We start from the raw sequence: 20,128 nt of genomic DNA, 5'->3' as shown, positions 1-20,128 counted from the left end.
CTTATGCCCCCTCCTGAATCGCTGTTTTCGTCATAAGCCTCATTAGTTTTTCCTGTGTCGCTTCTTCCCGCGACACCTCTCCAGTGATTATCCCTTCACTCATCACATAAATTCGATCGCACATGCCAAGAATTTCTGGGAGTTCGGACGAAATCATTAAAATACCTTTTCCTGCATCGGCTAGCTGCTGAATGATCGTGTAAATTTCATATTTCGCTCCGACGTCAATCCCCCGTGTTGGTTCGTCGAGAATCAAAATATCTGGCTCAGCAAAAATCCATTTGCTTAACACCACTTTTTGTTGATTCCCGCCACTAAGGGCTTCTACTTTTTGAAATACGCTTGGCGTTTTAATTTTGAATTGGTCACGGAATCGCTCCGATTCAACAATTTCTTGATTTTCATCGACCACAAAATGATTTGAGATTTTCCCTAAGCGGGAAAGTGTAATATTTTTCCGAATGTCTTCCATTAGGATGAGGCCATTTCCTTTTCGATCTTCTGTTACATAGGCAATCCCGTTGGCAATGGCCTTGCTGACATCGCTGACATCGATTTTGACCCCGTTTTTCCATATTTCTCCGCTAATTTTCTTTCCGTATGACCGACCAAAGATGCTCATGGCCAATTCGGTTCGTCCCGCCCCCATAAGGCCGGCGATCCCCACAATTTCTCCTCTGCGAATCGACAGATTGATATTATCAAGCACTTTGCGCTCCGAATAAACAGGGTGATATACTGTCCAATTCCTGACCTCGAATATGATTTCGCCTATCTTCGGTGTTCTTGAAGGATAGCGATTCGTTAAATCGCGTCCGACCATTCCACGGATAATCCGGTCTTCGGTCACCTCATCATGTTTCATATCCAACGTTTCAATTGTTTTTCCATCTCGTAAAATCGTGATCGAATCAGCGACTTTCGTAATTTCATTTAATTTATGGGAAATAATAATGGCCGATAACCCCTGTTTTTTCAATTCCAAAAGCAAATTCAGCAAATTTTCGCTGTCATCTTCATTCAACGCTGCGGTCGGCTCATCCAAAATAAGCAATTTCACATCTTTAGCCAACGCCTTCGCGATTTCTACAAGTTGCTGCTTGCCGACGCCAAGTTGGCCGACCAATGTATGCGGCGACTCCTCTAATCCGACTTTCTGCAACAGCTTTTTTGTTTGAGCGATCGTTTCATTCCAGTTAATGATGCCTCTTTTCGCCCGTTCATTCCCTAAAAAAATATTTTCGGCAATGGATAAATAGGGAATCAAGGCCAGCTCTTGATGAATGATAACAATTCCTAACTGTTCGCTCTGTTTAATATCTTTAAATCTACATACTTCGCCCTTAAATAAAATTTCTCCGTCATACGTGCCGTACGGATAAACGCCGCTCAAGACTTTCATTAATGTCGATTTTCCTGCTCCATTCTCTCCACAAAGCGCGTGAATTTCCCCTTCCCGTATTTTTAAATTCACATTATCAAGTGCTTTCACTCCAGGGAATTGTTTCGTAATCCCTCTCATTTCTAAAATAAACTCAGACATCTCCCGCTGCCCCCCTTGTAAGAGAGTTACGGATATAAGGGGGTACAGGTACATCCCTTATATCCGTCTTTTTGGCATCTTCTACTTTTCTAAATCTTCTTTTTTGTAATAACCGCTGTCAATCAACACTTTTTCATAATTGGATTTATCAACCGAAACCGGTTCCAACAAGTACGCTGGGACAACTTTGACCCCGTTATTATACGTTTTCGTATCGTTCACTTCCGGCTTTTTCCCTTTCAACACCGCATCAACCATCTCAACCGCTTTTTTCGCCAATTCTCTTGTGTCTTTAAATACCGTTTGCGTTTGTTCCCCTGCGATAATCGATTTCACCGAAGCCAATTCCGCATCTTGCCCAGTAATCACCGGCATCGGCTTGCTCGGAGTTCCGTAGCCAACCCCTTTTAAGGAAGAAATGATGCCAATGCTAATGCCATCGTACGGGGACAAAACCGCATCAACGCGAGCATTCGTATAATGCGCGCTCAACAAGTTATCCATACGCGCTTGAGCCGTAGCTCCATCCCAACGCAATGTCGCTACTTGGTCAAACTTCGTTTGGCCGCTTCTCACCACTAATTTTCCGGAATCAATGTACGGTTTTAACACCGACATCGCTCCATCAAAGAAGAAATAGGCGTTATTGTCATCTGGAGAACCGGCAAACAACTCAATGTTGAACGGTCCTTTTCCTTCTTTCAATCCGAGCTTTTGTTCGATGTACTGGCCTTGCAGCACACCAACTTTAAAGTTATCAAACGTTGCATAATAGTCGACGTACTTGCTGTTTTTGATCAAACGATCGTACGAAATGATCTTAATTCCTTGTTTATGCGCTTTTTCCAACACATCCGTTAACGCTTCCGCGTCAATCGGAGCAATCACTAACACATTGACCCCTTTGGTGATCATGTTTTCAATTTGCGATACTTGGTTCTCGACTACGTCCTCGGCATATTGCAAATCCGTCTTATATCCGAGCTTCTTAAATTCTTTCACCATGTTTTCCCCGTCACGAATCCAGCGTTCCGATGATTTTGTCGGCATTGAAATACCAACAAATCCGGCGTCTTTTCCACCATTCGCTCCGAGTCCTCCACAGGCGGACAATGACAGTACAAACACCAATAACGTCAGTACAGATAAAAGCCTTTTCATTTTTTTACCCCCTTTTAAATTTGTACGTATATTTAATTTCTGATTTTACTATATCATCGAACAAATTGTCCGTCTTTTTAATTAATTAACTGTTTTTATAAAAATTCAACTTTGTTGAAGCGTTTTCAAAAAAAGAAGAACGATCTTTTCAAAAGACCGTCCCGTCGCATTAACACTCGTTTCCTTCCTTATCTTAGGAGCTATCGTTTGTTATGTGCATTCTCCGGTATTGATTTGGAGATACTCCCATCGCCTTTTTAAAAGCAGTGCTGAAATAATGTTGCGTATCATAACCGACACGTTCAGCAATTTCATGGATCGGCAGTTCGGTAGACAAAAGCAATTCCGCCGCCTTCTCCATCCGAGTTTTCGCCAACAAATGGATGAACGAAATACCGAGCTCTTGCTTGATAATTCGACTTAAATAAACCGGAGAGACATTGAGAAACTGTGCAACGGACTCAAGCGTCAAATCCGGCTGGCTAAAGTGTTTCTGTATATACTGCCTAGCGCGGCGGACAATCGGAGAAAGGCGGCTTTCTTCCGCCATTTGCTCTTTGCATTTTTCATATGCCGCCATCACCCCGGTCATTCCTCCTTCCACCGTTTCTATATATACACTGGCCCTGATGTGCAAATGTTGTTTCAGTGCCGTTTCAATCTGCCTACGCTGTTCTTCACTGATCGGTTTCCAGCTGATCACAACGATGAACTCGTTTGAATCACGAAAAACAATTTTTTCACCATCCCCCAATAATTCAGAGACGGCCTTTTCAATGGCAAATAAAAGCAACTGCCGATCCCGATCGCTCACAATGGGTTGATTTTTAAATGAAAACCATTGAATCACCACGACTTGCGCAGGACAAGACCGTGAAAGTCCGAGCAATGACAGTTGTCCCATGATATCCTCCTCCGTCAGTCGCCCTGCCACCCATTCCATCCCGAATTGCTGGCGAAGCACGTGAATATGCTTTTGTACTTGGTTCGTTAACAATTCCCTATATTGTTTTTCCTTTTGCTCCTGTTCGAGCTTCTCTTTCACTTTTGCGACTACTTCGCGCAATCGTTGCGGATCGGTTGGCTTTAATAAATAATCATCCACTTGAAGGCGAATCGCCTCCTGTGCATACGAAAACTCATCATAACCGGTAATTACAATCATATGGCAGTTGGGCAACTTCTCCCGCACATGTCTCATCAGCGTAAGCCCGTCCATGATCGGCATGCTTAAATCGACAAACAATACATTCACTCGATGCCGTAAAGCTAATTCCAACGCCTCTTCCCCATCTTCTGCTTCTGCAACAACTTCCATGTTAAATTCATTCCAATCGATCGACTCCCGAATCCCTTCACGAATGATCGCTTCGTCATCTGCAATCAGCACCTTCCACATGAATCCATCCCTCCTAAGGAAGATGGGTGATGATTGGATGCACAATCGTCACGGTTGTTCCTTTTCCTTCCTCACTATCGATATGCAACCGGTAGGACGGGCCAAATGTTAATTGTAAGCGAGCTTGTACGTTCATCATTCCATATCCTTTCACCTTTCGCATTCTGCCTTCCTGGTCTCCTGATGTAAAATCAATGTCTAAACTTTTCCTCAACTCTTCCAGCCGCTCCCGGGACATTCCGACGCCATCATCTTTTACACGAATATACATTACTCCTTTATGTTCTCGCGCTTGAATCCAAATATGTCCTGGTCCTTTCCGCTGTTTAATGCCATGATAAATCGCGTTCTCCACAATCGGCTGCAACAGCAACTTTAACACATAAAATTGTTGCAGATATTCCGGAATGTCAAATGTGTAGTCTAACTTATCTTTATAGCGAACTTCCTGGATACGTAAATAACTTTTAATATGCTCTACTTCCTCAGCCAAAAGAATCATATCCTTCCCCTTGCTTAATCCGATGCGGAACAGCTTTGCCAGTGTGCCGACCAATTCAGCAACATCATCAGCCCCTTTTTTGCGTGCCATCCATTGAATGGTATCTAATGTATTGTAAAGGAAGTGCGGTTTAATTTGTGCTTGCAACCCCCGCAACTCTGCCTCCCATCGCTGCCGCTCCTGCCATTCGGCCAAAGAAATAAAACGCTGCATTTGATCCAACATGTGGTTGAAACTTCGACCCAACATCCCAATTTCATCCGTACGCTCACCATGATAACGAATCGTTAAATCGCCTGCTTGCGCTTTTTTCATAAATGCCGTCAACTGGCTGATCGGACGAGATAATGAAAACGACAGGTAATAGGAAGCACCAATTGCAATAAAACAGACGAAAAAAATAAAACTGACAATATAAAAATGGATCTCTTTCACTTCTAATGCCGATTCATCGCTGGGGAACACCCCGATTGTTGTCCAATTCGTAAATGGAGAGCGCTGGTAAATAAACTGAACATGTTGTCCATTGATGTTCTTGGAAAATGCACCGCTATTTCCTTTGATCCAGCGCAATGGGACAGCTGTCACTGTAGAACGGCTCGGAGTATAGATGCTTTTCCCCTGCTCATCCATCACCAATAAATATCCCCATTTTCCAAGACGGATATTTTTAGTAGCTTCCGCAATCACTCTCAACTTTAAATCAACCAGTACAACCCCTTTCACTTTTTGTGTCTCGGGATCCATAATGGCTCGAACTGCAGATACGACTTCTGCACTTGTATAATGGGCATGAGAAATAACATTTCGTCCGATAGGATGACCGAGCATTTTAAAAATCCCTTTATTTTTCACAGCCTCACGATACCACCATTCCTTTGTCAATGGCGCGGAAGAACGGCTGTACATTTCATTACTTATATAGTCGCCATATTCGTTAACAACTAAAATCCCCGCAATCTCGGGATACAACGTAGTGATTCCTTGCAAAAATTGACGCATTTCATAATCATTGCGAGGCGCTCTACGATCCAAAAACGCTTTCATTTGTGGATTAAAGGCAATGAGATACGTTGCGTTTTGCATATTATTGGCATAAAACTCTAATGTCTGATTGACTTGGCTAATCAATTGCAATGTATTTTCATTTACTTGTCGTTCGATAATTCGATCAACCGTCCACCCTACCAAGCTTCCTAAACAGAGTGCAGGCACAATCATAGAGATGAGTAACAACGAAACAAACTTGTATCGTATCGGCCAATGGCTAACCCGCCAACGCTTCATCATTCGCAACCTCAATCACTCATTTCTCTATGTAGTCATTTGGCATAAAAATGATCCACATTTTCCCGCGTAACGACCGTAATTCCTGTATCAACATACGTTGGCAACGGTGAATCTCCTGACCGGGATGGAGATGTGAGATGATGATGAAGATGAAATAAAAATTGGAGCGACCAATATCCCATATTCCACGTTCCTTGCGCCAACGTCGCAGCAATAACGCCCCCCTTCACTAAATCTAACGTTTGTTTTTCTGTATCGAAACTAATGAGCTTAATCTCTTTCTTATTTAGCTCTTTGACTGCTTCTGCCATGCCAACTCCCCCGTTCGCTTCTGTTGCAAAGATCCCTTGCACATCCGGATAATCCTTTAAAATCTCCATTGCCGCCTGTTTTGAGGCCATAGCGTCCCCTTTTCCATTCTTTACGGCCACCACTTGCATTCGCGGATATTTTTGATAGATCGTCTCAACAAATCCTCTCGTCCTCTCTTGATGATTGAGTTGATGAGGGGAAGTAATGATCGCGACTTTCCCCTCATTCTTCAGCAGTTTAGCCATTTCGTGAGCCGCCGTCACTCCAGCGCTATAATTATTCGTCCCTAGAAATGAAAACGCCTTGCTTCCCGAAGCGTTCGAGTCAAATAATACAACTGGAATCCCTTCCTCGACTGCTTTATTGATTGTCTTCGTCAGCGCAGTCGGATTAATGGCAGAAACCGCAATCCCAGCTGGTTTTCTCGCGATCACTTGTTCGAGCACTGTCACTTGCTCATTGACGTCATATTGAGTCGCCCCTCGATATTCTACGGAAACGTTCAACGCCTCCGCTGCGTCTTCAAATCCTTTGAGACAGCGTTTCCAATAATCCATGCCTGATTGGAAGGTGACCATGACATATTTTTCATCAGGCTTGCCGTGGAGAGAAGAAATCTCATCCTGAAGAGAACGAATGCGGGATATATCTTGTTGATAATAGTAGGCATACGCGATAAAGATGGATAACAAACATGCATACATTGCAATTAAAGTTCTTATTTTCATTGCTTATCCCCTCGCCTTTGGCGTTCTATTTTTTATACAAATGATATCTTAATCGCTGTAATTGTACGTATCAATAAAATTGATATACAACAATTTACCATGATTTACACTAGTCATTCAAATCAATTTGACATCCATCAATTGAGAGTTAGATTATACATAAAAATGGGGGGCCCAAAAGATCGGACACCCCCTTTCGTCTACGAACTAACCGCTATGAACTAACCGCTTCTTCCCCACTATATTTTGTGTCTATCCTGAAGACAGACGGCCTTTTGGGTCAGCCCCTTTAGACTAAAAAAACAGAGGGGCATTTCCTGCTTTTTTGTCTTTTCCTACCTCCCCCGAAACACCGGCTTCCGCTTTTCTAAAAAGGCGCGGACGCCTTCGCGGTGGTCTTCGGTTTGCCGCATGCGCTGTTGGGCGTCGGTTTCGAGTTCGAGCACGCGAAGCAAATCTTCTTTTGTTTGTTCGACGTACAACATTTTCGTGGCGATCATGGCTTGGAGCGGTTTTTCCTGCAAGGAAGCGATGAATGGTTCGGCCTGCTCCTCGTTTTCGACAACGAAGTCAACGAGCCCAAGCTGCTGCGCTTCGTCCGCGCTCATCGGTTTTCCTTCCCAGATGATGTGTTTCGCTTTCGCCTTGCCGACCCGCTGCGCCAGGAAGAAATGCCCGCCGCCATCAGGGATGAGGCCGATGCCGATGAAATTCATCGCCAGGCGCGCTTCTTTCGTGGCGATAAGATAATCGCTTGCCAAGGCGAAGCTGAATCCAAGGCCAGCCGCTGGGCCATGGATGAGGGAAACGGTGATTTTCGGCATCGTATACAAGAGCATGATCATCTCCCGAATCGTATTCATCACCGTCTGAAACTGGTTTGGATCATCGACAGCGAGCATCGTCTTAATGTCGCCCCCAGCCGAAAATCCTCTTCCTCTGCCGCGAATGACGACAACGGAAGCGTCGCTTTCCTTGATTTTCCGCAGCGCGTCGACGAGCTCATGCAACATTTGTACATCCATCGCATTGAGCGCCTGCGGGCGGTTCAGCTCCAAAATCGCTTTGTTTTGGTCAAATGTCAGTACGATCGTTTCCATCGCTCTCCCCCTCTGAATGATGATTCATTTATTTATTTCCTTCCAAAGAGGAAAACTCCTGTTTCCGCACGAAAAAATGGACGCTCTTTTTCGCCAAGAACGTCCTCTGTCGAAATTCAATTTCTCGTTGCTTCAATTTTCGTTGAAAATAATCAACTTCAACTCCGTCATTTCCTCAATCGCATAGCGAACTCCTTCGCGGCCAAACCCGCTTTCTTTCACGCCGCCGTACGGCATATGGTCAACGCGGAACGTCGGGATGTCGTTGATCAACACGCCGCCGACGTGCAACTGCTTCGCCGCTTTCCACGCGGTATGGACGTTGTCGGTGTAGATGCCCGCCTGCAAGCCGTAGCGCGAGTCATTGACAAGTTCAATGGCTTCATCGATCGAACGGACGCGGTTGATCAAGACGATCGGGGCGAACACTTCTTGGCACGACACTTTCATCGTCGGTTCGGCGTCCACAATGACCGTCGGAAGCAAGATATTGCCGTCGCGTTCGCCGCCAAGAACAACGTTGGCGCCGCCTTGTTTCGCCTCTTCGATCCAAGAGAGCGCCCGATCGACGTCATTTGGCGTAATTAAGGCCGACACATCGGTATTCGGATCGAGCGGGTCACCCGTCTTCAATTGTTTGGCCGCCGTGACAAATTTCTCAACGAATTCGTCATAACAATTCTCATGCACGTAAATGCGCTGGAGTGAAATGCACACCTGCCCTTGGAACGTGAACGCACCGAACACGCAGCGCGGGATGATGCGGTCAAGATCGACCTGTTCATCGACGATCACGGCCGAGTTCGAGCCAAGCTCCAACGTCACCCGCTTTAAGCCCGCCTTATTGCGGATCGCGATGCCGACTTCCGGGCTGCCGGTGAAGGTGATCATGCTGATGCGCGGGTCGGTGACGATTTTGTCGCCGACCGTGCGGCCGCTTCCCGTGACGACGTTGAGCGCCCCTTTCGGCAAACCGGCTTTTTCGAACAGTTCGGCAATAAAGTAGGCGGACAGCGGCGTTTGGCTGGCTGGTTTTAACACAACTGTGTTGCCCGAGGCGATGGCCGGGCCAAGTTTATGGGCCACCAAGTTCATCGGGAAGTTAAACGGCGTAATCGCCCCGATGATGCCGATCGGCTCGCGGACCGTCAAGGCGATGCGATGTTCCCCGCCCGGCGCGGCGTCAAGCGGCAGCGTTTCCCCATGAATGCGCTTCGCTTCTTCGGCGGCGAATTTGTACGTTTGGATCGTGCGGGCGACTTCCCCTTTCGCCGTGGTGATCGGTTTGGCTGCTTCCAGTGCGATCAACCTTGCCGCTTCTTCCTGCCGCTCTTTCAGCTGCTCGACGACCCGCTCTAAAATGGCGGCTCGTTCATGCGCTGGCATGGCCGCCATCGTTTGCCGCGCGGCGTACGCCGCCGCGATCGCTTCGTCAACTTCTTCTTCCGATGCAGCCGGGATCTCGGCGATCGTCTCGCGTGAATACGGTGATTTCAGTTCAGTGTAAGACTTCCCTTCCCGCCATTCGCCGTTGATGTATAGCTTCTGTTTCTGCACCGCTGTTTCCATCTATTTCACCCTTTCCTTATTTTGGGCATGCAGCTTTAGCCAACGCATCCCCCTTTGTTATATATCCCACACGCCCTGCTTATTTGTTTCATTCGCCATCATGCCCAAAAATCCTTCTTTTTCCTCTTATTTCAATAGATGATGATTGAACCTGCTGTTACATTTTTAAGCATTTTTTGTGCCATCATGGCAAGCGCAAACGGCAGTCTCATTCTAAAGTCTGTAAGGCTCACTTTACCGCAAAATGCTTGCTGATGGTGATGTATTTCCTCGCTTGTGACAATGTTCAAACAAGAAGAGGCTACACCTGGTCAAGAACAATGGCTTGTAGACAGCACAACTAAGTAGGCCATTGGTCGACAAAAACAGTGAATAGGTTCACCATACCGGTTCTACTGTTCACCGGATGAGCTCCCAATGTTGCAACACAGGGCAATTATTTTTTCTTCCGCCCGACATCAACCAATTCTCTATCCTGAAAATACCCGAACTCCAAAATGCGTAAAGTGGCAGCGTTCAACATAGGGATATTTTCATTCCTCCGATGGTGACGAAATTTTTGGTCATGGGAGTCTATCTTTCTTTCCCATATGTTTTCGTTATATGATGGATGCAGCCAATATTTTCTTGAAAGGATACCGAGAAATGATCATCAAAAAAATCATCGACCTCACCATGCCGATCACGGCCCAAACTCCGGTGTACCCGGGGGATCCGAAGCCGAAAATCGAACCGGCGGCGACGTTCGCCCAAGACGGCTACCACGTCAGCCGCCTTGTGCTTGGGTCGCACAGCGGCACGCATGTGGATGCGCCGTTTCACTTTTGCGAACACGGTTGGCGGCTCGATGACGTGCCGCTCACGTATTTTCTTGGCCGCGGCGTCGTGATCAATGCCACCGGAAAAGCGGAAGGCGAAGCGGTGACGATGGCCGATACCGCTCCGTATATCCCGAAGCTGTCGCCGGGAACCATTGTGTTGTTTCATACCGGCTGGTCGCAATACGCCGGAACAAAGCGGTATTTCCATCATCCGTACGTCGCGCCGGATGTGATTGAAGCAATGCTGGAGCGGGGCGTGCGGACGTTTTTCATCGACGCGCTCAACATCGACCCGCCCGACGGCTCTTCGTTCCGCGCTCACGAGCTCATTCTTGGCGCCAACGGGGTGATCGGGGAAAATTTCGCGAACTTCGATCAGATCGATTTTGATGACCCGTATATTATTGCCCTCCCCCTTTCCTTGCCTGGCTGCGACGGTTCGCCCGTTCGGGCGGTGGCGGTGCAGTGGGCGTAACGAAGAAGGATGATGCAACCAAACGCTCCGCACATGCTTTGATGCGGGGCGCACTTCCTTTGGCTATATAAGTTGAAATTTTGTTTTACATCCAACTGATTCCCCGCCATGCTACACCGTATCAGCTCGTATCGAGATGAAAACGGAAACGAAAAATTCGGAAATTCTTTATTGCAACTTATATAGTTAATCCATTTGATCACTTTCGCCGGGTTCCCGCCGACGACCGCGTTGGCGGTTTCATTATACAAACGAACGAGCCGCCGCGCCCGCTCCTTGACGAGCTCCGGGTCGGCGGGGTTGTACCATTGCCCCGCCAACATCTTTTTCTTTTTCGGTTTTCATCGAATCCGTCCAACACTTTATGCATTCGTTTCAAAACTCCATGGAATGATCTTATCGTCCTTCAGAAAAACCGTTCCCTGTCATCGTTTCGATGCGCACGCCTTCCCGATAATAGGCCTCCATCACACCCTTTGGCACCATGCTTCCACCGGTAGCCCAGCAAATATGGACGGCGTTTTCCATTTTTTCTTTCAGATGATGTTCCTCCAAATACTTTTGCCCTGCGGGGTCTTGAAACAACCGAACAGGCCCCTCCACTCCCGCCAATGCGGACGGCTCTAAATAGATTCCTTCTGCATCAGCCATGGCCGCAAGCAGGCGATAAAGCGTCGAATCGTCCACCGTATAGACGCCGCTGATGACGTTCTCAAGCATGTTTCCCACCAGCCGCGACGGCCGGCCCACCGCCAGCCCGTCGGCTTCCGTCTTGTTATCGAGGCCAAAATCTTGCACCGACACGCGATCGTGCTGTCCTGTCATCAGGCCGAGCAACATGCAAGGCGAATGCGTCGGCTCGGCGAAAAAGCAATGGACATGATCGCCGTACACGAGCTTTAGGCCAAACGTCACCCCACCCGGACCGCCGCCGACGCCGCAAGGAAGATATACAAAGAGCGGGTGGTTTTCATCAACCGTGATGTTCATGTCCTCTAATTGCTTTTTCAGCCGAAACGCCGCCACCGCATAGCCTAAAAACAGATGGATCGAGTTCTCATCATCGATAAAATACGACGTTGGATCCTCGGCGGACTGTCTTCGCGCCTCTTCCACCACTTTGTTGTAATCAGTGAGATGTTCGATGACGGTGACCCCTTTGCTTCGCAATAAGTCTTTTTTCCATTGTTTCGCATCGGCTGACATATGAACGGTAACGCGGAACCCAAGCTTCGCCCCGATGATGCCGATGCTCAAGCCTAAATTTCCCGTCGAACCAACGACAAGCGAATAGCGGGAAAAGAACTGTCTGAATTCCTCACTGTCCATCACCGCATAGTCATCCCCCATGGTGATCATATGGTTTGCCAGAGCGAGTTCTTCCGCATGTTTCAGAACCTCGTAGATTCCCCCTCTCGCCTTGATCGATCCGGAGATGGGAAGATGGCTGTCACATTTCAGCAACAGCTCCCCTTCAATGTTGGTCTGAAACATCTTTTCCAAACGCTGTTTCATGTTCGGAATTCGCACTAAAGGGGATTCGATGATGCCATAGGCCGTTCGCGTCTCGGGAAAAACTTTCGCGATGTAGGGGGCAAAGCGGCGCAATCGTTCTTCCGCCTCCTTGACATCGCGTTCGCGTAAAGGAATCGTTCGAATAGCTTGCGCAAACGCGTGATATTTTGGATTGCGCCAAAACACCTCTTCGGCCGCCATGATCGTTTTAAGCAGCGGGAATTCCTTTATCCACTTTTGGATTTCGTTTTTGGTCATCATGCACCATTCTCTCCCATGCGTGTTTGTCGTTTCGCACCCTGGGCGGATGCCGGTCCAAAGTCCGCTTCATTGTTTGTCGAACCGTTTACCTCCAGTCTCGCGAAAACCGCTTCCATTGTCAATGGGGAGGAAGGAAAATGGTTTGTGGGCGACATTCAGGAGTGATCCCCAGCCTCGTCGGAACGGCCAAGCAAGGTGCGATCTGCTTTGAAAAACGCCTGTCTTTCCATTATGATGAAAGAGGCAAACCATATCGTGGAGATGATGATCATGGGCAATCGCCGTGATTTATCGCTTTTGTTTCTTGTGATGTTTTTGGTCATGGCCGGGTTTGGCATCATTATCCCTGTCCTTCCATTTTACGCAGAAAAAATCGGCGCTTCCCCGACACAACTCGGCTGGTTGATGGCCGTTTATTCGCTCATGCAATTTTTATTTGCGCCGATGTGGGGGAATTTATCGGACCGATATGGACGAAAACCGATGCTGCTTGTCGGCATTTTCGGTTTGGCCCTTTCGTTTTTCTTGCTCGCCGTCGCGACAAAACTTTGGATGTTGTTTGCCGCTCGCATCATCGGGGGATGTTTATCTGCCGCCACGATGCCGACCGCTATGGCATATGTCGCAGATGTGACAACCGAAGAAGACCGGGGCAAAGGAATGGGGATGATCGGAGCGGCCGTCGGGCTTGGATTTATTTTCGGACCGGGGATCGGCGGCATATTTTCCAAAACGAGCTTGACCGCTCCGTTTTGGATTGCAGGCAGCTTGGCGCTGCTGACAGCTATATTCGTTTTCGTTTTCTTGCATGAGTCGCTTCCGAGAGAAAAACGAATGAATATACGAACAAAGCGGCCATCGCTTGCGGCCGCCCTCCAAGGGCCTGTAGCGCGCCTATACTTACTGCAGCTGATCACAACGTTTTCCCTCGCTGGACTTGAAGCGACGTTCGCCTATTTTGCCGCTGAACGAGCGGGGCTTTCGTCGACGGAACTTGGCTACATCTTTATGATCATGGGGCTTGCAGGGGCCATCGTCCAAGGAGGGCTGCTTGGAAAACTGATCCGCTCATTCGGGGAAGGAGCTGTCATTCGTGTCGGGCTGTTCTTGTCAGCAGTTGGCTTTTTTCTCATTTTATTCGTTCACAGCTTTTGGACAGCCGCGCTCTATTTAACGATTTTCGGCATTGGCAACGGCGTCATCCGCCCGTGCGTCTCCGCCTTGTTAACGAAGCATACAGCGGATGGCCAAGGAAGTGCGACAGGCGTTTTATCCTCGTTCGATTCGCTCGGCCGCATTGGCGGTCCGGCGATCGCCGGCTGGCTGTTCACCTTAAAGCCCAGTTTGCCATATGCGGCAGGAATTGCGCTTACATTCATTTCCTTTTCCGTTTTTCAATCGTTCCAACGCGCGATGATGCAAAAAGACACGTCCCTTTGATTCAAGAGGGGATGGGGGTGACCCGCTACACACGCAAGTGCAAGTCTTATGGATAAAAGGAGGAGGAATGCTTTGAACATCGTTCCAATCAAACAATTGAACCGCGCCATGGTCAACCAGTTTTTCACCAACCATTGGGGAAGTCCGCAAATGGTTGTCTCGACCGGCATCTATAACTGCAGCGAACTGGATGGATTTGCGGCTGTCGAGAATGGACAGCGGATCATCGGGCTCATTACGTTTGTGATTCGCGGAAACGAATGCGAGATCATCTCGCTAGACAGCATAATGGAAAACCGCGGCGTCGGCAGCACCCTTTTGCATGAGGCGGAGACATGGGCGAGACAACAAAGGTGCACCGCTGTTCAACTGATCACCACCAACGACAACTTGCATGCGCTTCGTTTCTACCAAAAGCGCGGCTACCAAATTGTGAATGTCTTTCCGAACGCTGTCGACAAGGCGCGGCGAATCAAGCCAAGCATTCCGAAAACAAGTCCTGACGGCATTCCAATTCGGGATGAGTTATTGCTGGTGAAACCACTGGCGTGACACGATGTGATGATGACGCCGTATTGGAAAAGAAGCATCGGCCTCCTCCCGAGACCGGTGCTTCTTTCAATTTTTTGAACACTCCTCCACCTATGACGCTAGCCGTGAGGAGTGTCAAATTTCGGTGGCGATATGATAAATGTAATATACCCCATAGGCGATGCTGATGAGGGAAACGGTTTTCACCATCCATTGGTTCATGGCTTGCTGTCTCGCTTTCATCCAAACGAACGGAACGCCAAGGAATGTCGTGAATAACATCATGCCGATGACCGTCCCTAAACCAAAAATCAAAATAAAGGAAAGCGCCATCCAAGTTCCTTTGACCGTCGTCATCGTCAACAACACCATCCCAGCGCTTCCGGCCAATCCATGGATAATGCCGATCAATGTCGATTTGATATGTAAATGATGAATATCGTCATGGTGATGGTGATCCATGCTCATTGTCGAGCGAAAACTGGCGATTCCTAAAATGACGATCATTACGCCAACGGTCATTTCAAGGTAAGAAGCAACCTGTTCAGGAATTTGCCGCTCAAAGGCGATCATCACCATCCCGACAACGAGCAGCGTCAACGTATGGCCGATTCCCCAAAACATGCCGGCCAGTGACGAAAGAGAGAGCTTTTTCGTCCGACTGACGATCGTGGAAACAGCAATCACATGATCCGGTTCCGTCGCATGTTTCATTCCTAGCAACAATCCAAACAAGAGTACAGGCCATATCGCTCCCATTGTCCCATTCCTCTCCCTTGTCATTAATATTTCCGCCAACAGACCAGCGCTTCCTCACCGCATTGTTGGCGAATAAACTGTTGGACGCGTTGAAATATCGCTTCGATGGCCGATGTTTCATACGCCAATATACGTACAGAAAAGCCTGGAACGGCTGCCGCTGAAAAACCGCAGCGAACCTCTTGCGGCATCTCTTCCATTAATTGGTTGAACTGTTCTAACACTTCCTTTGTGATGAACGGAGAAAGAGCCACCAATGATCCGACATGCGTATAGCCGCCAAGCTGCAGCATGCTCATTAAGTGCTGCCGCGAATCCAAGTACAGATGATCAAACAGAACGAGCACTTCGTCTTGATACACCTTCAGTTTCGAACGAATCCAATCGTAGCGGAACAGCTGTCCGCTCTCCGCCCAACCTGGCGTGATGATCTCCCCGTACATAAACGTCGAACGGTTTGTTATATAGACGACCGTCTCCTGGATAAAACGGGCTTGCTCGTAGGCAATGAGAGGATCGGGAAAATATTCGAGAACACTTTCGTCCCCCAAGGAAAATTGCGTATATTGCCAAACAGGCGCATGCGGAGTTTTGTACACTTTTGTCGCCGCTTGCGTCGTCATCATCAGTCTAGCGTGAGGCTCCAGCTTCATATTGATCTCGTAGCGGTCTCCATCGACGTACCCTCCCCCAACGTGGACAAGATATAACGTCGGATGAGCAGGATCGAGATAAACAGGGCGCATCAGTTTCAGCGCTCCTTCATTATAGCTGTCCAAAATGACGGTGCGGCCGTTTCTGAAGGACGCTGTACATTGCAAACGCCCGGTCCAGCTCATTCTTCCAGCCCTGCCAGCAGCACCTGTTTTTCGATCCAATCCACAACGTCAAAAAGCCCGATCTCTTCTTTTAAATTCGTAAAAATGACCGGTTTCGCCCCTCGCGCCGCTTTGGCGTCCCGCTCCATCACTTCCAGGCTGGCGCCGACGTAAGGAGCCAAATCAATCTTATTAATCACGAGCAAATCCGACTTAATCATCCCTTGCCCGCCTTTGCGCGGAATTTTCTCCCCTTGGGCGACGTCGATGACGTAAATGGAGAAATCAACCAACTCCGGGCTGAAGGTCGCCGCCAAGTTATCGCCGCCGCTCTCGATAAAAATGAGTTCCACATCTGGATGGCACCGCTTCAATTCGTCGATGGCGGCAAAATTCATTGATGCATCTTCGCGAATGGCCGTATGCGGGCATCCGCCCGTTTCGACGCCGATAATCCGATCTTCCGGCAAGACGCTATGTTTGATTAAAAACTGAGCGTCTTCTTTTGTATAAATATCGTTCGTGATGACCGCAATGCTAAAACGGCGATGCATCGCCCGCGTCAGCTTCTCGACAAGCATCGTTTTGCCGGCGCCGACCGGGCCGCCAATGCCGATTCGTACGGGTTCCATCATGATATTCCCCCTTCTTCGTTTTCCATTCAAACCCAAATAGGCGCTGTTTTGTTTGTCCAACATTACGACATAAACAACCGGACGGGAAGGCGTTCATGTTGCATTTGCGCGATTTCCAGACCAACGGCTGCCGTCCCAAGCTCCTCTTCGTCGAGCGCCTCGATGATGCTTGCGGCATGAATCAAATATGGCTGCACCATGACGAGCAGCTTTTGCCCGTCCGTTTGGCCGAGGGGAATGCCTCGGACCGCGTTTTGCACCATCGTTTGCACGGCGGTAAATAAATATGTCAACACGGTCGTTCGCTTCGACGCTTCGATTTTGCGGCCAACCGCCGCAAACACGATGGCCGGATGAATGGACTGCTTCGTTTGCACGATCTCATCGAGTTCATCGACCGAATAAATGTGGCGGCACAGTTTCCATAAGCGCTCCCCGATCATTCTCGTTCCTTCTCGCGTTTCCTTCGCCAGGCAGAGGGCAAACAGCGTTTCGTTCAGCCGCTGCAGTCCTTCCATGCTGTTGGCTTCCAACTGCTCATAGGCGATCCGGCACGCTAATCCATCCGTATACGTCAGCTGGGTCTGGATATAAACGACAAGCGCTTCACGAAACGTTTTGGCATCGCAAATTTGTTCATTGTACATGTATGTTTCAAACCCAAAGGAATGGGAAAATGCTCCAGACGGAAAATTCGAATCTGAGAGCTGCAGCAGCCACAACAGCTGTTGGTCAGTCATGGCGGTGGCCGATATGGCGAAACGCTTGTTTTACTTTCCGTTTTTCCCGCTTGTACGGGATGGCGAGCTGCTGAAGCAGCTCTTCGACTAAATAGTCATATTGGACGAGCATTTCCCCTTCCTCGAATTGGGCGGGCAAATGGCGGTTGCCGAGCTGATGAGCGATCTCCCCCATTTGTTTCAACGAAACCGGCTTTATAACAAGCAAATCCTCGGGAAGAACGGAAACAACGATCGCGTTATGGTCATCCATCCACAATACATCTCCATCCGCCAATTCTTTAGCTTCCTTTAGGCGAATGCCAAGTTCCCGCCCGTGATCGGTCACGACCCGCTGGATTCGTTTCACTAAATCGTCGCTTGCCATGTACACCCGTTCGATGTGCGGGGGGAGAGAAGGGAGGGTTTGAATATTGCCGATAATCGTTTCAATAATCATCATCATCACCTCAAAAAAGAAAATATCGTTGCGCCATGGCCACCACTTCGGCCGGCTCGCACGTAATGAGCCGCCCGTCGACCTTCACTTCATACGTCTGCGGATCGACATCGATTTGGGGCATGGCGTTGTTGAATACCATATCGTGTTTAGTCAAAGAGCGAATGTTTCCAACCGGCTTGACGATTTTGTGCAGCCCCAGCTTGTCCGGAATGCCGCGCTCGAACGCCGCTTTGGATAAAAAGGTGATGGACGTTTTCGCGATGGCGGCGCCATAGCTGGCGAACATCGGGCGGTACAGCGCGGGTTGCGGCGTCGGAATGCTGGCGTTCGGGTCGCCCATCACGCTGTAGGCGATCATCCCGCCTTTGATGACGAGCTCAGGCTTGACCCCGAAAAAAGCGGGATGCCAAACGACCAAATCCGCGAATTTTCCGACTTCCACCGAGCCGACATATTCGGCAATCCCATGCGTAATGGCTGGATTGATCGTGTATTTGGCTACATACCGTTTGACGCGAACATTATCGCCCCGCCCCGTTTCCTCCGGCAAGCGGCCAAACTGTTTTTTCATTTTGTCGGCCGTTTGCCACGTGCGTAAAATGACTTCACCGACGCGCCCCATCGCTTGCGAGTCGGAACTGATCATGCTGAACGCGCCGATGTCGTGCAAAATATCTTCAGCAGCAATCGTTTCTTTGCGGATGCGCGAATCGGCAAAGGCAATGTCTTCCGGAACGGACGGATCTAAATGATGGCACACCATTAACATATCTAAATGCTCATCAAGCGTGTTTTTCGTATACGGCCGCGTCGGATTCGTGGAAGAAGGCAAAATGTTCGGGAAGCTGGCGACTTTCATAATATCGGGCGCATGCCCCCCTCCGGCTCCTTCCGTATGGTATGTATGAATGACGCGCCCGTTAATGGCCTTCAGTGTATGCTCGACAAACCCGCCTTCATTCAATGTATCGGTATGAATGGCGACTTGCACATCGTACTCATCCGCCACTCGCAAGCACGCATCAATCGCCGCCGCCGTCGTTCCCCAGTCTTCATGAAGTTTGAGTCCAATCGCTCCGGCGCGGACTTGCTCAGCGATCGGCTCTTTCGCCGATGCGTTGCCTTTTCCTAAAAAACCGATATTCATCGGGAACGCTTCGGCGGCTTCAAGCATCCGGTAAATGTTCCACTCTCCCGGCGTGCACGTCGTGGCATTCGTTCCGGTCGCCGGCCCGGTCCCGCCGCCGATCATCGTCGTAATGCCCGATGATAGAGCAGTTTCGATTTGCTGCGGGCAAATGAAATGGATATGGGCGTCGACCCCGCCGGCTGTCACGATTTTTCCTTCCGCCGCGATCACTTCCGTTGAGGCGCCGATGACAATATTGACGCCATCCATTAACAGCGGATTCCCAGCCTTGCCGATGGCGGCGATGTTTCCATCTTTGATCCCGATATCGGCTTTGTAAATGCCGGTGTAATCAACGATGACGGCATTCGTCAGCACTAAATCGACCGCTTCGTCGCGGGTTGCGAGCGGATGTTGCCCCATCCCGTCGCGAATCACCTTCCCACCGCCGAATTTCACTTCATCGCCGTAAACCGTATAGTCATGCTCAATTTCAACCCATAAGTCCGTATCCGCCAACCGGATGCAGTCCCCAGTCGTCGGCCCAAACATATCCGCGTATTGCCGTCTTGACATGGAAAAACTCATTCTCTTACTCTCCCTTCTTGCTGCCATCAAGCGGACCGTTGACCATATTGTTTAATCCGTACACCCGGCGCTCGCCGGAGAACGGAACAAGCTCTACTTGCTTCGCATCTCCGGGCTCAAAACGAACCGCTGTCCCGGCTGGAATGTTCAAATGTTTTCCGTACGCCGCCTGCCGGTCAAATTCAAGAAATGCGTTGACTTCAAAAAAGTGAAAATGGGAACCAACCTGCACCGGGCGGTCGCCGCGGTTTACAACCGTCAGTTTCGTGGCCGATTTTTGTCGATTGCACACAATCGGTTCCTCACGCAATCGGTATTCTCCTGGGATCATATCATCACTCCTCTGTCCGCAGTCATGAAATCGTCCAGC

At 48.9% G+C, this 20,128-nt stretch carries 19 protein-coding genes; 3 read left to right on the top strand and 16 right to left on the bottom strand.

The window, feature by feature from the left end:
• Window position 1: 1 nt before the first annotated feature.
• The 7 genes from mmsA to ACVX3G_RS10850 form a co-directional block, all read right to left on the bottom strand.
• Window positions 2-1,543 carry a multiple monosaccharide ABC transporter ATP-binding protein gene (mmsA, locus tag ACVX3G_RS10880; protein ID WP_014195986.1) on the bottom strand — a complete coding sequence of 514 codons (1,542 nt, stop codon included), beginning with the start codon at window positions 1,541-1,543 and terminating at the stop codon, window positions 2-4.
• Window positions 1,544-1,624: 81 nt separating this feature from the next.
• Window positions 1,625-2,704, bottom strand: coding sequence for a multiple monosaccharide ABC transporter substrate-binding protein (chvE, locus tag ACVX3G_RS10875; RefSeq protein WP_011231399.1), 1,080 nt, complete (start codon window positions 2,702-2,704; stop codon window positions 1,625-1,627).
• 193 nt (window positions 2,705-2,897) lie between these two features.
• Window positions 2,898-4,103, bottom strand: coding sequence for a response regulator transcription factor (locus tag ACVX3G_RS10870; protein ID WP_025039027.1), 1,206 nt, complete (start codon window positions 4,101-4,103; stop codon window positions 2,898-2,900).
• A gap of 13 nt (window positions 4,104-4,116) precedes the next feature.
• Window positions 4,117-5,892: a cache domain-containing sensor histidine kinase gene (locus ACVX3G_RS10865; RefSeq protein ID WP_033007424.1), complete on the bottom strand. Its 1,776-nt coding sequence runs from the start codon at window positions 5,890-5,892 to the stop codon at window positions 4,117-4,119.
• A 35-nt stretch (window positions 5,893-5,927) separates the two neighbouring features.
• Window positions 5,928-6,935 (bottom strand): substrate-binding domain-containing protein, encoded by a 1,008-nt coding sequence (locus ACVX3G_RS10860; RefSeq protein ID WP_050436454.1) that lies wholly within the window; start codon window positions 6,933-6,935, stop codon window positions 5,928-5,930.
• 335 nt (window positions 6,936-7,270) lie between these two features.
• Window positions 7,271-8,035 carry an enoyl-CoA hydratase gene (locus ACVX3G_RS10855; RefSeq protein ID WP_025039025.1) on the bottom strand — a complete coding sequence of 255 codons (765 nt, stop codon included), beginning with the start codon at window positions 8,033-8,035 and terminating at the stop codon, window positions 7,271-7,273.
• Between the two features lie 132 nt (window positions 8,036-8,167).
• Window positions 8,168-9,604 (bottom strand): aldehyde dehydrogenase family protein, encoded by a 1,437-nt coding sequence (locus ACVX3G_RS10850; protein ID WP_025039024.1) that lies wholly within the window; start codon window positions 9,602-9,604, stop codon window positions 8,168-8,170.
• A 645-nt stretch (window positions 9,605-10,249) separates the two neighbouring features.
• Between ACVX3G_RS10850 and ACVX3G_RS10845 the strand changes: the two genes are divergently transcribed.
• Window positions 10,250-10,900: a cyclase family protein gene (locus ACVX3G_RS10845; RefSeq protein WP_025039023.1), complete on the top strand. Its 651-nt coding sequence runs from the start codon at window positions 10,250-10,252 to the stop codon at window positions 10,898-10,900.
• Here ACVX3G_RS10845 and ACVX3G_RS10840 read toward each other — a convergent pair.
• Together ACVX3G_RS10840 and ACVX3G_RS10835 are read right to left on the bottom strand one after the other, a co-directional pair.
• On the bottom strand, window positions 10,801-11,223 hold the full coding sequence (locus ACVX3G_RS10840) for a maltose acetyltransferase domain-containing protein (RefSeq protein WP_479454544.1): 423 nt from the start codon (window positions 11,221-11,223) through the stop codon (window positions 10,801-10,803). The genes ACVX3G_RS10845 and ACVX3G_RS10840 overlap by 100 nt on opposite strands.
• 73 nt (window positions 11,224-11,296) lie before the next feature.
• The gene (locus tag ACVX3G_RS10835) at window positions 11,297-12,676 is read right to left on the bottom strand and encodes a D-serine ammonia-lyase (protein WP_025039021.1); all 1,380 of its coding nucleotides are present in this window, start codon (window positions 12,674-12,676) and stop codon (window positions 11,297-11,299) included.
• Between the two features lie 270 nt (window positions 12,677-12,946).
• Here ACVX3G_RS10835 and ACVX3G_RS10830 point away from each other — a divergent pair, with 270 nt between their 5' ends.
• Window positions 12,947-14,116 carry a tetracycline resistance MFS efflux pump gene (locus tag ACVX3G_RS10830; RefSeq protein WP_025039020.1) on the top strand — a complete coding sequence of 390 codons (1,170 nt, stop codon included), beginning with the start codon at window positions 12,947-12,949 and terminating at the stop codon, window positions 14,114-14,116.
• A gap of 72 nt (window positions 14,117-14,188) precedes the next feature.
• Window positions 14,189-14,668 carry a GNAT family N-acetyltransferase gene (locus tag ACVX3G_RS10825; RefSeq protein ID WP_023633739.1) on the top strand — a complete coding sequence of 160 codons (480 nt, stop codon included), beginning with the start codon at window positions 14,189-14,191 and terminating at the stop codon, window positions 14,666-14,668.
• A gap of 114 nt (window positions 14,669-14,782) precedes the next feature.
• On the opposite strand, the gene ACVX3G_RS10820 is transcribed toward ACVX3G_RS10825, so the two are convergent.
• From ACVX3G_RS10820 to ACVX3G_RS10790, 7 genes are all read right to left on the bottom strand, one after another.
• Window positions 14,783-15,406: an urease accessory protein UreH gene (locus ACVX3G_RS10820; RefSeq protein ID WP_023633740.1), complete on the bottom strand. Its 624-nt coding sequence runs from the start codon at window positions 15,404-15,406 to the stop codon at window positions 14,783-14,785.
• A gap of 23 nt (window positions 15,407-15,429) precedes the next feature.
• Window positions 15,430-16,245, bottom strand: a complete 816-nt coding sequence (locus ACVX3G_RS10815; protein ID WP_025039019.1) for an urease accessory protein UreD — start codon at window positions 16,243-16,245, stop codon at window positions 15,430-15,432.
• On the bottom strand, window positions 16,242-16,856 hold the full coding sequence (gene ureG / locus ACVX3G_RS10810) for an urease accessory protein UreG (protein WP_025039018.1): 615 nt from the start codon (window positions 16,854-16,856) through the stop codon (window positions 16,242-16,244). Before ureG ends, ACVX3G_RS10815 begins: the two co-directional genes overlap by 4 nt.
• Window positions 16,857-16,921: 65 nt before the next feature.
• Window positions 16,922-17,599 carry an urease accessory protein UreF gene (locus ACVX3G_RS10805; RefSeq protein WP_021321543.1) on the bottom strand — a complete coding sequence of 226 codons (678 nt, stop codon included), beginning with the start codon at window positions 17,597-17,599 and terminating at the stop codon, window positions 16,922-16,924.
• Window positions 17,592-18,038 carry an urease accessory protein UreE gene (gene ureE, locus ACVX3G_RS10800; RefSeq protein ID WP_021321542.1) on the bottom strand — a complete coding sequence of 149 codons (447 nt, stop codon included), beginning with the start codon at window positions 18,036-18,038 and terminating at the stop codon, window positions 17,592-17,594. The genes ACVX3G_RS10805 and ureE overlap by 8 nt, the downstream gene beginning before the upstream one ends.
• Window positions 18,039-18,048: 10 nt before the next feature.
• The gene (gene ureC, locus ACVX3G_RS10795) at window positions 18,049-19,758 is read right to left on the bottom strand and encodes an urease subunit alpha (RefSeq protein ID WP_023633743.1); all 1,710 of its coding nucleotides are present in this window, start codon (window positions 19,756-19,758) and stop codon (window positions 18,049-18,051) included.
• A gap of 4 nt (window positions 19,759-19,762) precedes the next feature.
• Window positions 19,763-20,089: an urease subunit beta gene (locus tag ACVX3G_RS10790; protein WP_021321540.1), complete on the bottom strand. Its 327-nt coding sequence runs from the start codon at window positions 20,087-20,089 to the stop codon at window positions 19,763-19,765.
• Window positions 20,090-20,128: the final 39 nt, after the last annotated feature.

The organism is Geobacillus sp. PLS 41, from assembly GCF_056494105.1.
Note: the sequence above shows the minus strand (reverse complement) of the source record. Positions and strands in the feature narration are given on the sequence as shown.

Bases quoted from the DNA above. Each gene is read 5' to 3' on its own strand.
- ACVX3G_RS10835 (WP_025039021.1), bottom strand. From the start codon at position 12,676: ATGATGACCAAAAACGAAATCCAAAAGTGGATAAAGGAATTCCCGCTG.
- ACVX3G_RS10845 (WP_025039023.1), top strand. From the start codon at position 10,250: ATGATCATCAAAAAAATCATCGACCTCACCATGCCGATCACGGCCCAA.
- ACVX3G_RS10815 (WP_025039019.1), bottom strand. From the start codon at position 16,245: ATGAGCTGGACCGGGCGTTTGCAATGTACAGCGTCCTTCAGAAACGGC.
- ureE (WP_021321542.1), bottom strand. From the start codon at position 18,038: ATGATTATTGAAACGATTATCGGCAATATTCAAACCCTCCCTTCTCTC.
- ACVX3G_RS10790 (WP_021321540.1), bottom strand. From the start codon at position 20,089: ATGATCCCAGGAGAATACCGATTGCGTGAGGAACCGATTGTGTGCAAT.
- mmsA (WP_014195986.1), bottom strand. From the start codon at position 1,543: ATGTCTGAGTTTATTTTAGAAATGAGAGGGATTACGAAACAATTCCCT.
- ACVX3G_RS10805 (WP_021321543.1), bottom strand. From the start codon at position 17,599: ATGACTGACCAACAGCTGTTGTGGCTGCTGCAGCTCTCAGATTCGAAT.
- ACVX3G_RS10870 (WP_025039027.1), bottom strand. From the start codon at position 4,103: ATGTGGAAGGTGCTGATTGCAGATGACGAAGCGATCATTCGTGAAGGG.
- ureC (WP_023633743.1), bottom strand. From the start codon at position 19,758: ATGAGTTTTTCCATGTCAAGACGGCAATACGCGGATATGTTTGGGCCG.
- ACVX3G_RS10865 (WP_033007424.1), bottom strand. From the start codon at position 5,892: ATGAAGCGTTGGCGGGTTAGCCATTGGCCGATACGATACAAGTTTGTT.
- ACVX3G_RS10855 (WP_025039025.1), bottom strand. From the start codon at position 8,035: ATGGAAACGATCGTACTGACATTTGACCAAAACAAAGCGATTTTGGAG.
- ACVX3G_RS10850 (WP_025039024.1), bottom strand. From the start codon at position 9,604: ATGGAAACAGCGGTGCAGAAACAGAAGCTATACATCAACGGCGAATGG.
- ACVX3G_RS10860 (WP_050436454.1), bottom strand. From the start codon at position 6,935: ATGAAAATAAGAACTTTAATTGCAATGTATGCATGTTTGTTATCCATC.
- ACVX3G_RS10840 (WP_479454544.1), bottom strand. From the start codon at position 11,223: ATGTTGGCGGGGCAATGGTACAACCCCGCCGACCCGGAGCTCGTCAAG.
- ACVX3G_RS10820 (WP_023633740.1), bottom strand. From the start codon at position 15,406: ATGGGAGCGATATGGCCTGTACTCTTGTTTGGATTGTTGCTAGGAATG.
- ACVX3G_RS10830 (WP_025039020.1), top strand. From the start codon at position 12,947: ATGGGCAATCGCCGTGATTTATCGCTTTTGTTTCTTGTGATGTTTTTG.
- chvE (WP_011231399.1), bottom strand. From the start codon at position 2,704: ATGAAAAGGCTTTTATCTGTACTGACGTTATTGGTGTTTGTACTGTCA.
- ureG (WP_025039018.1), bottom strand. From the start codon at position 16,856: ATGGAACCCGTACGAATCGGCATTGGCGGCCCGGTCGGCGCCGGCAAA.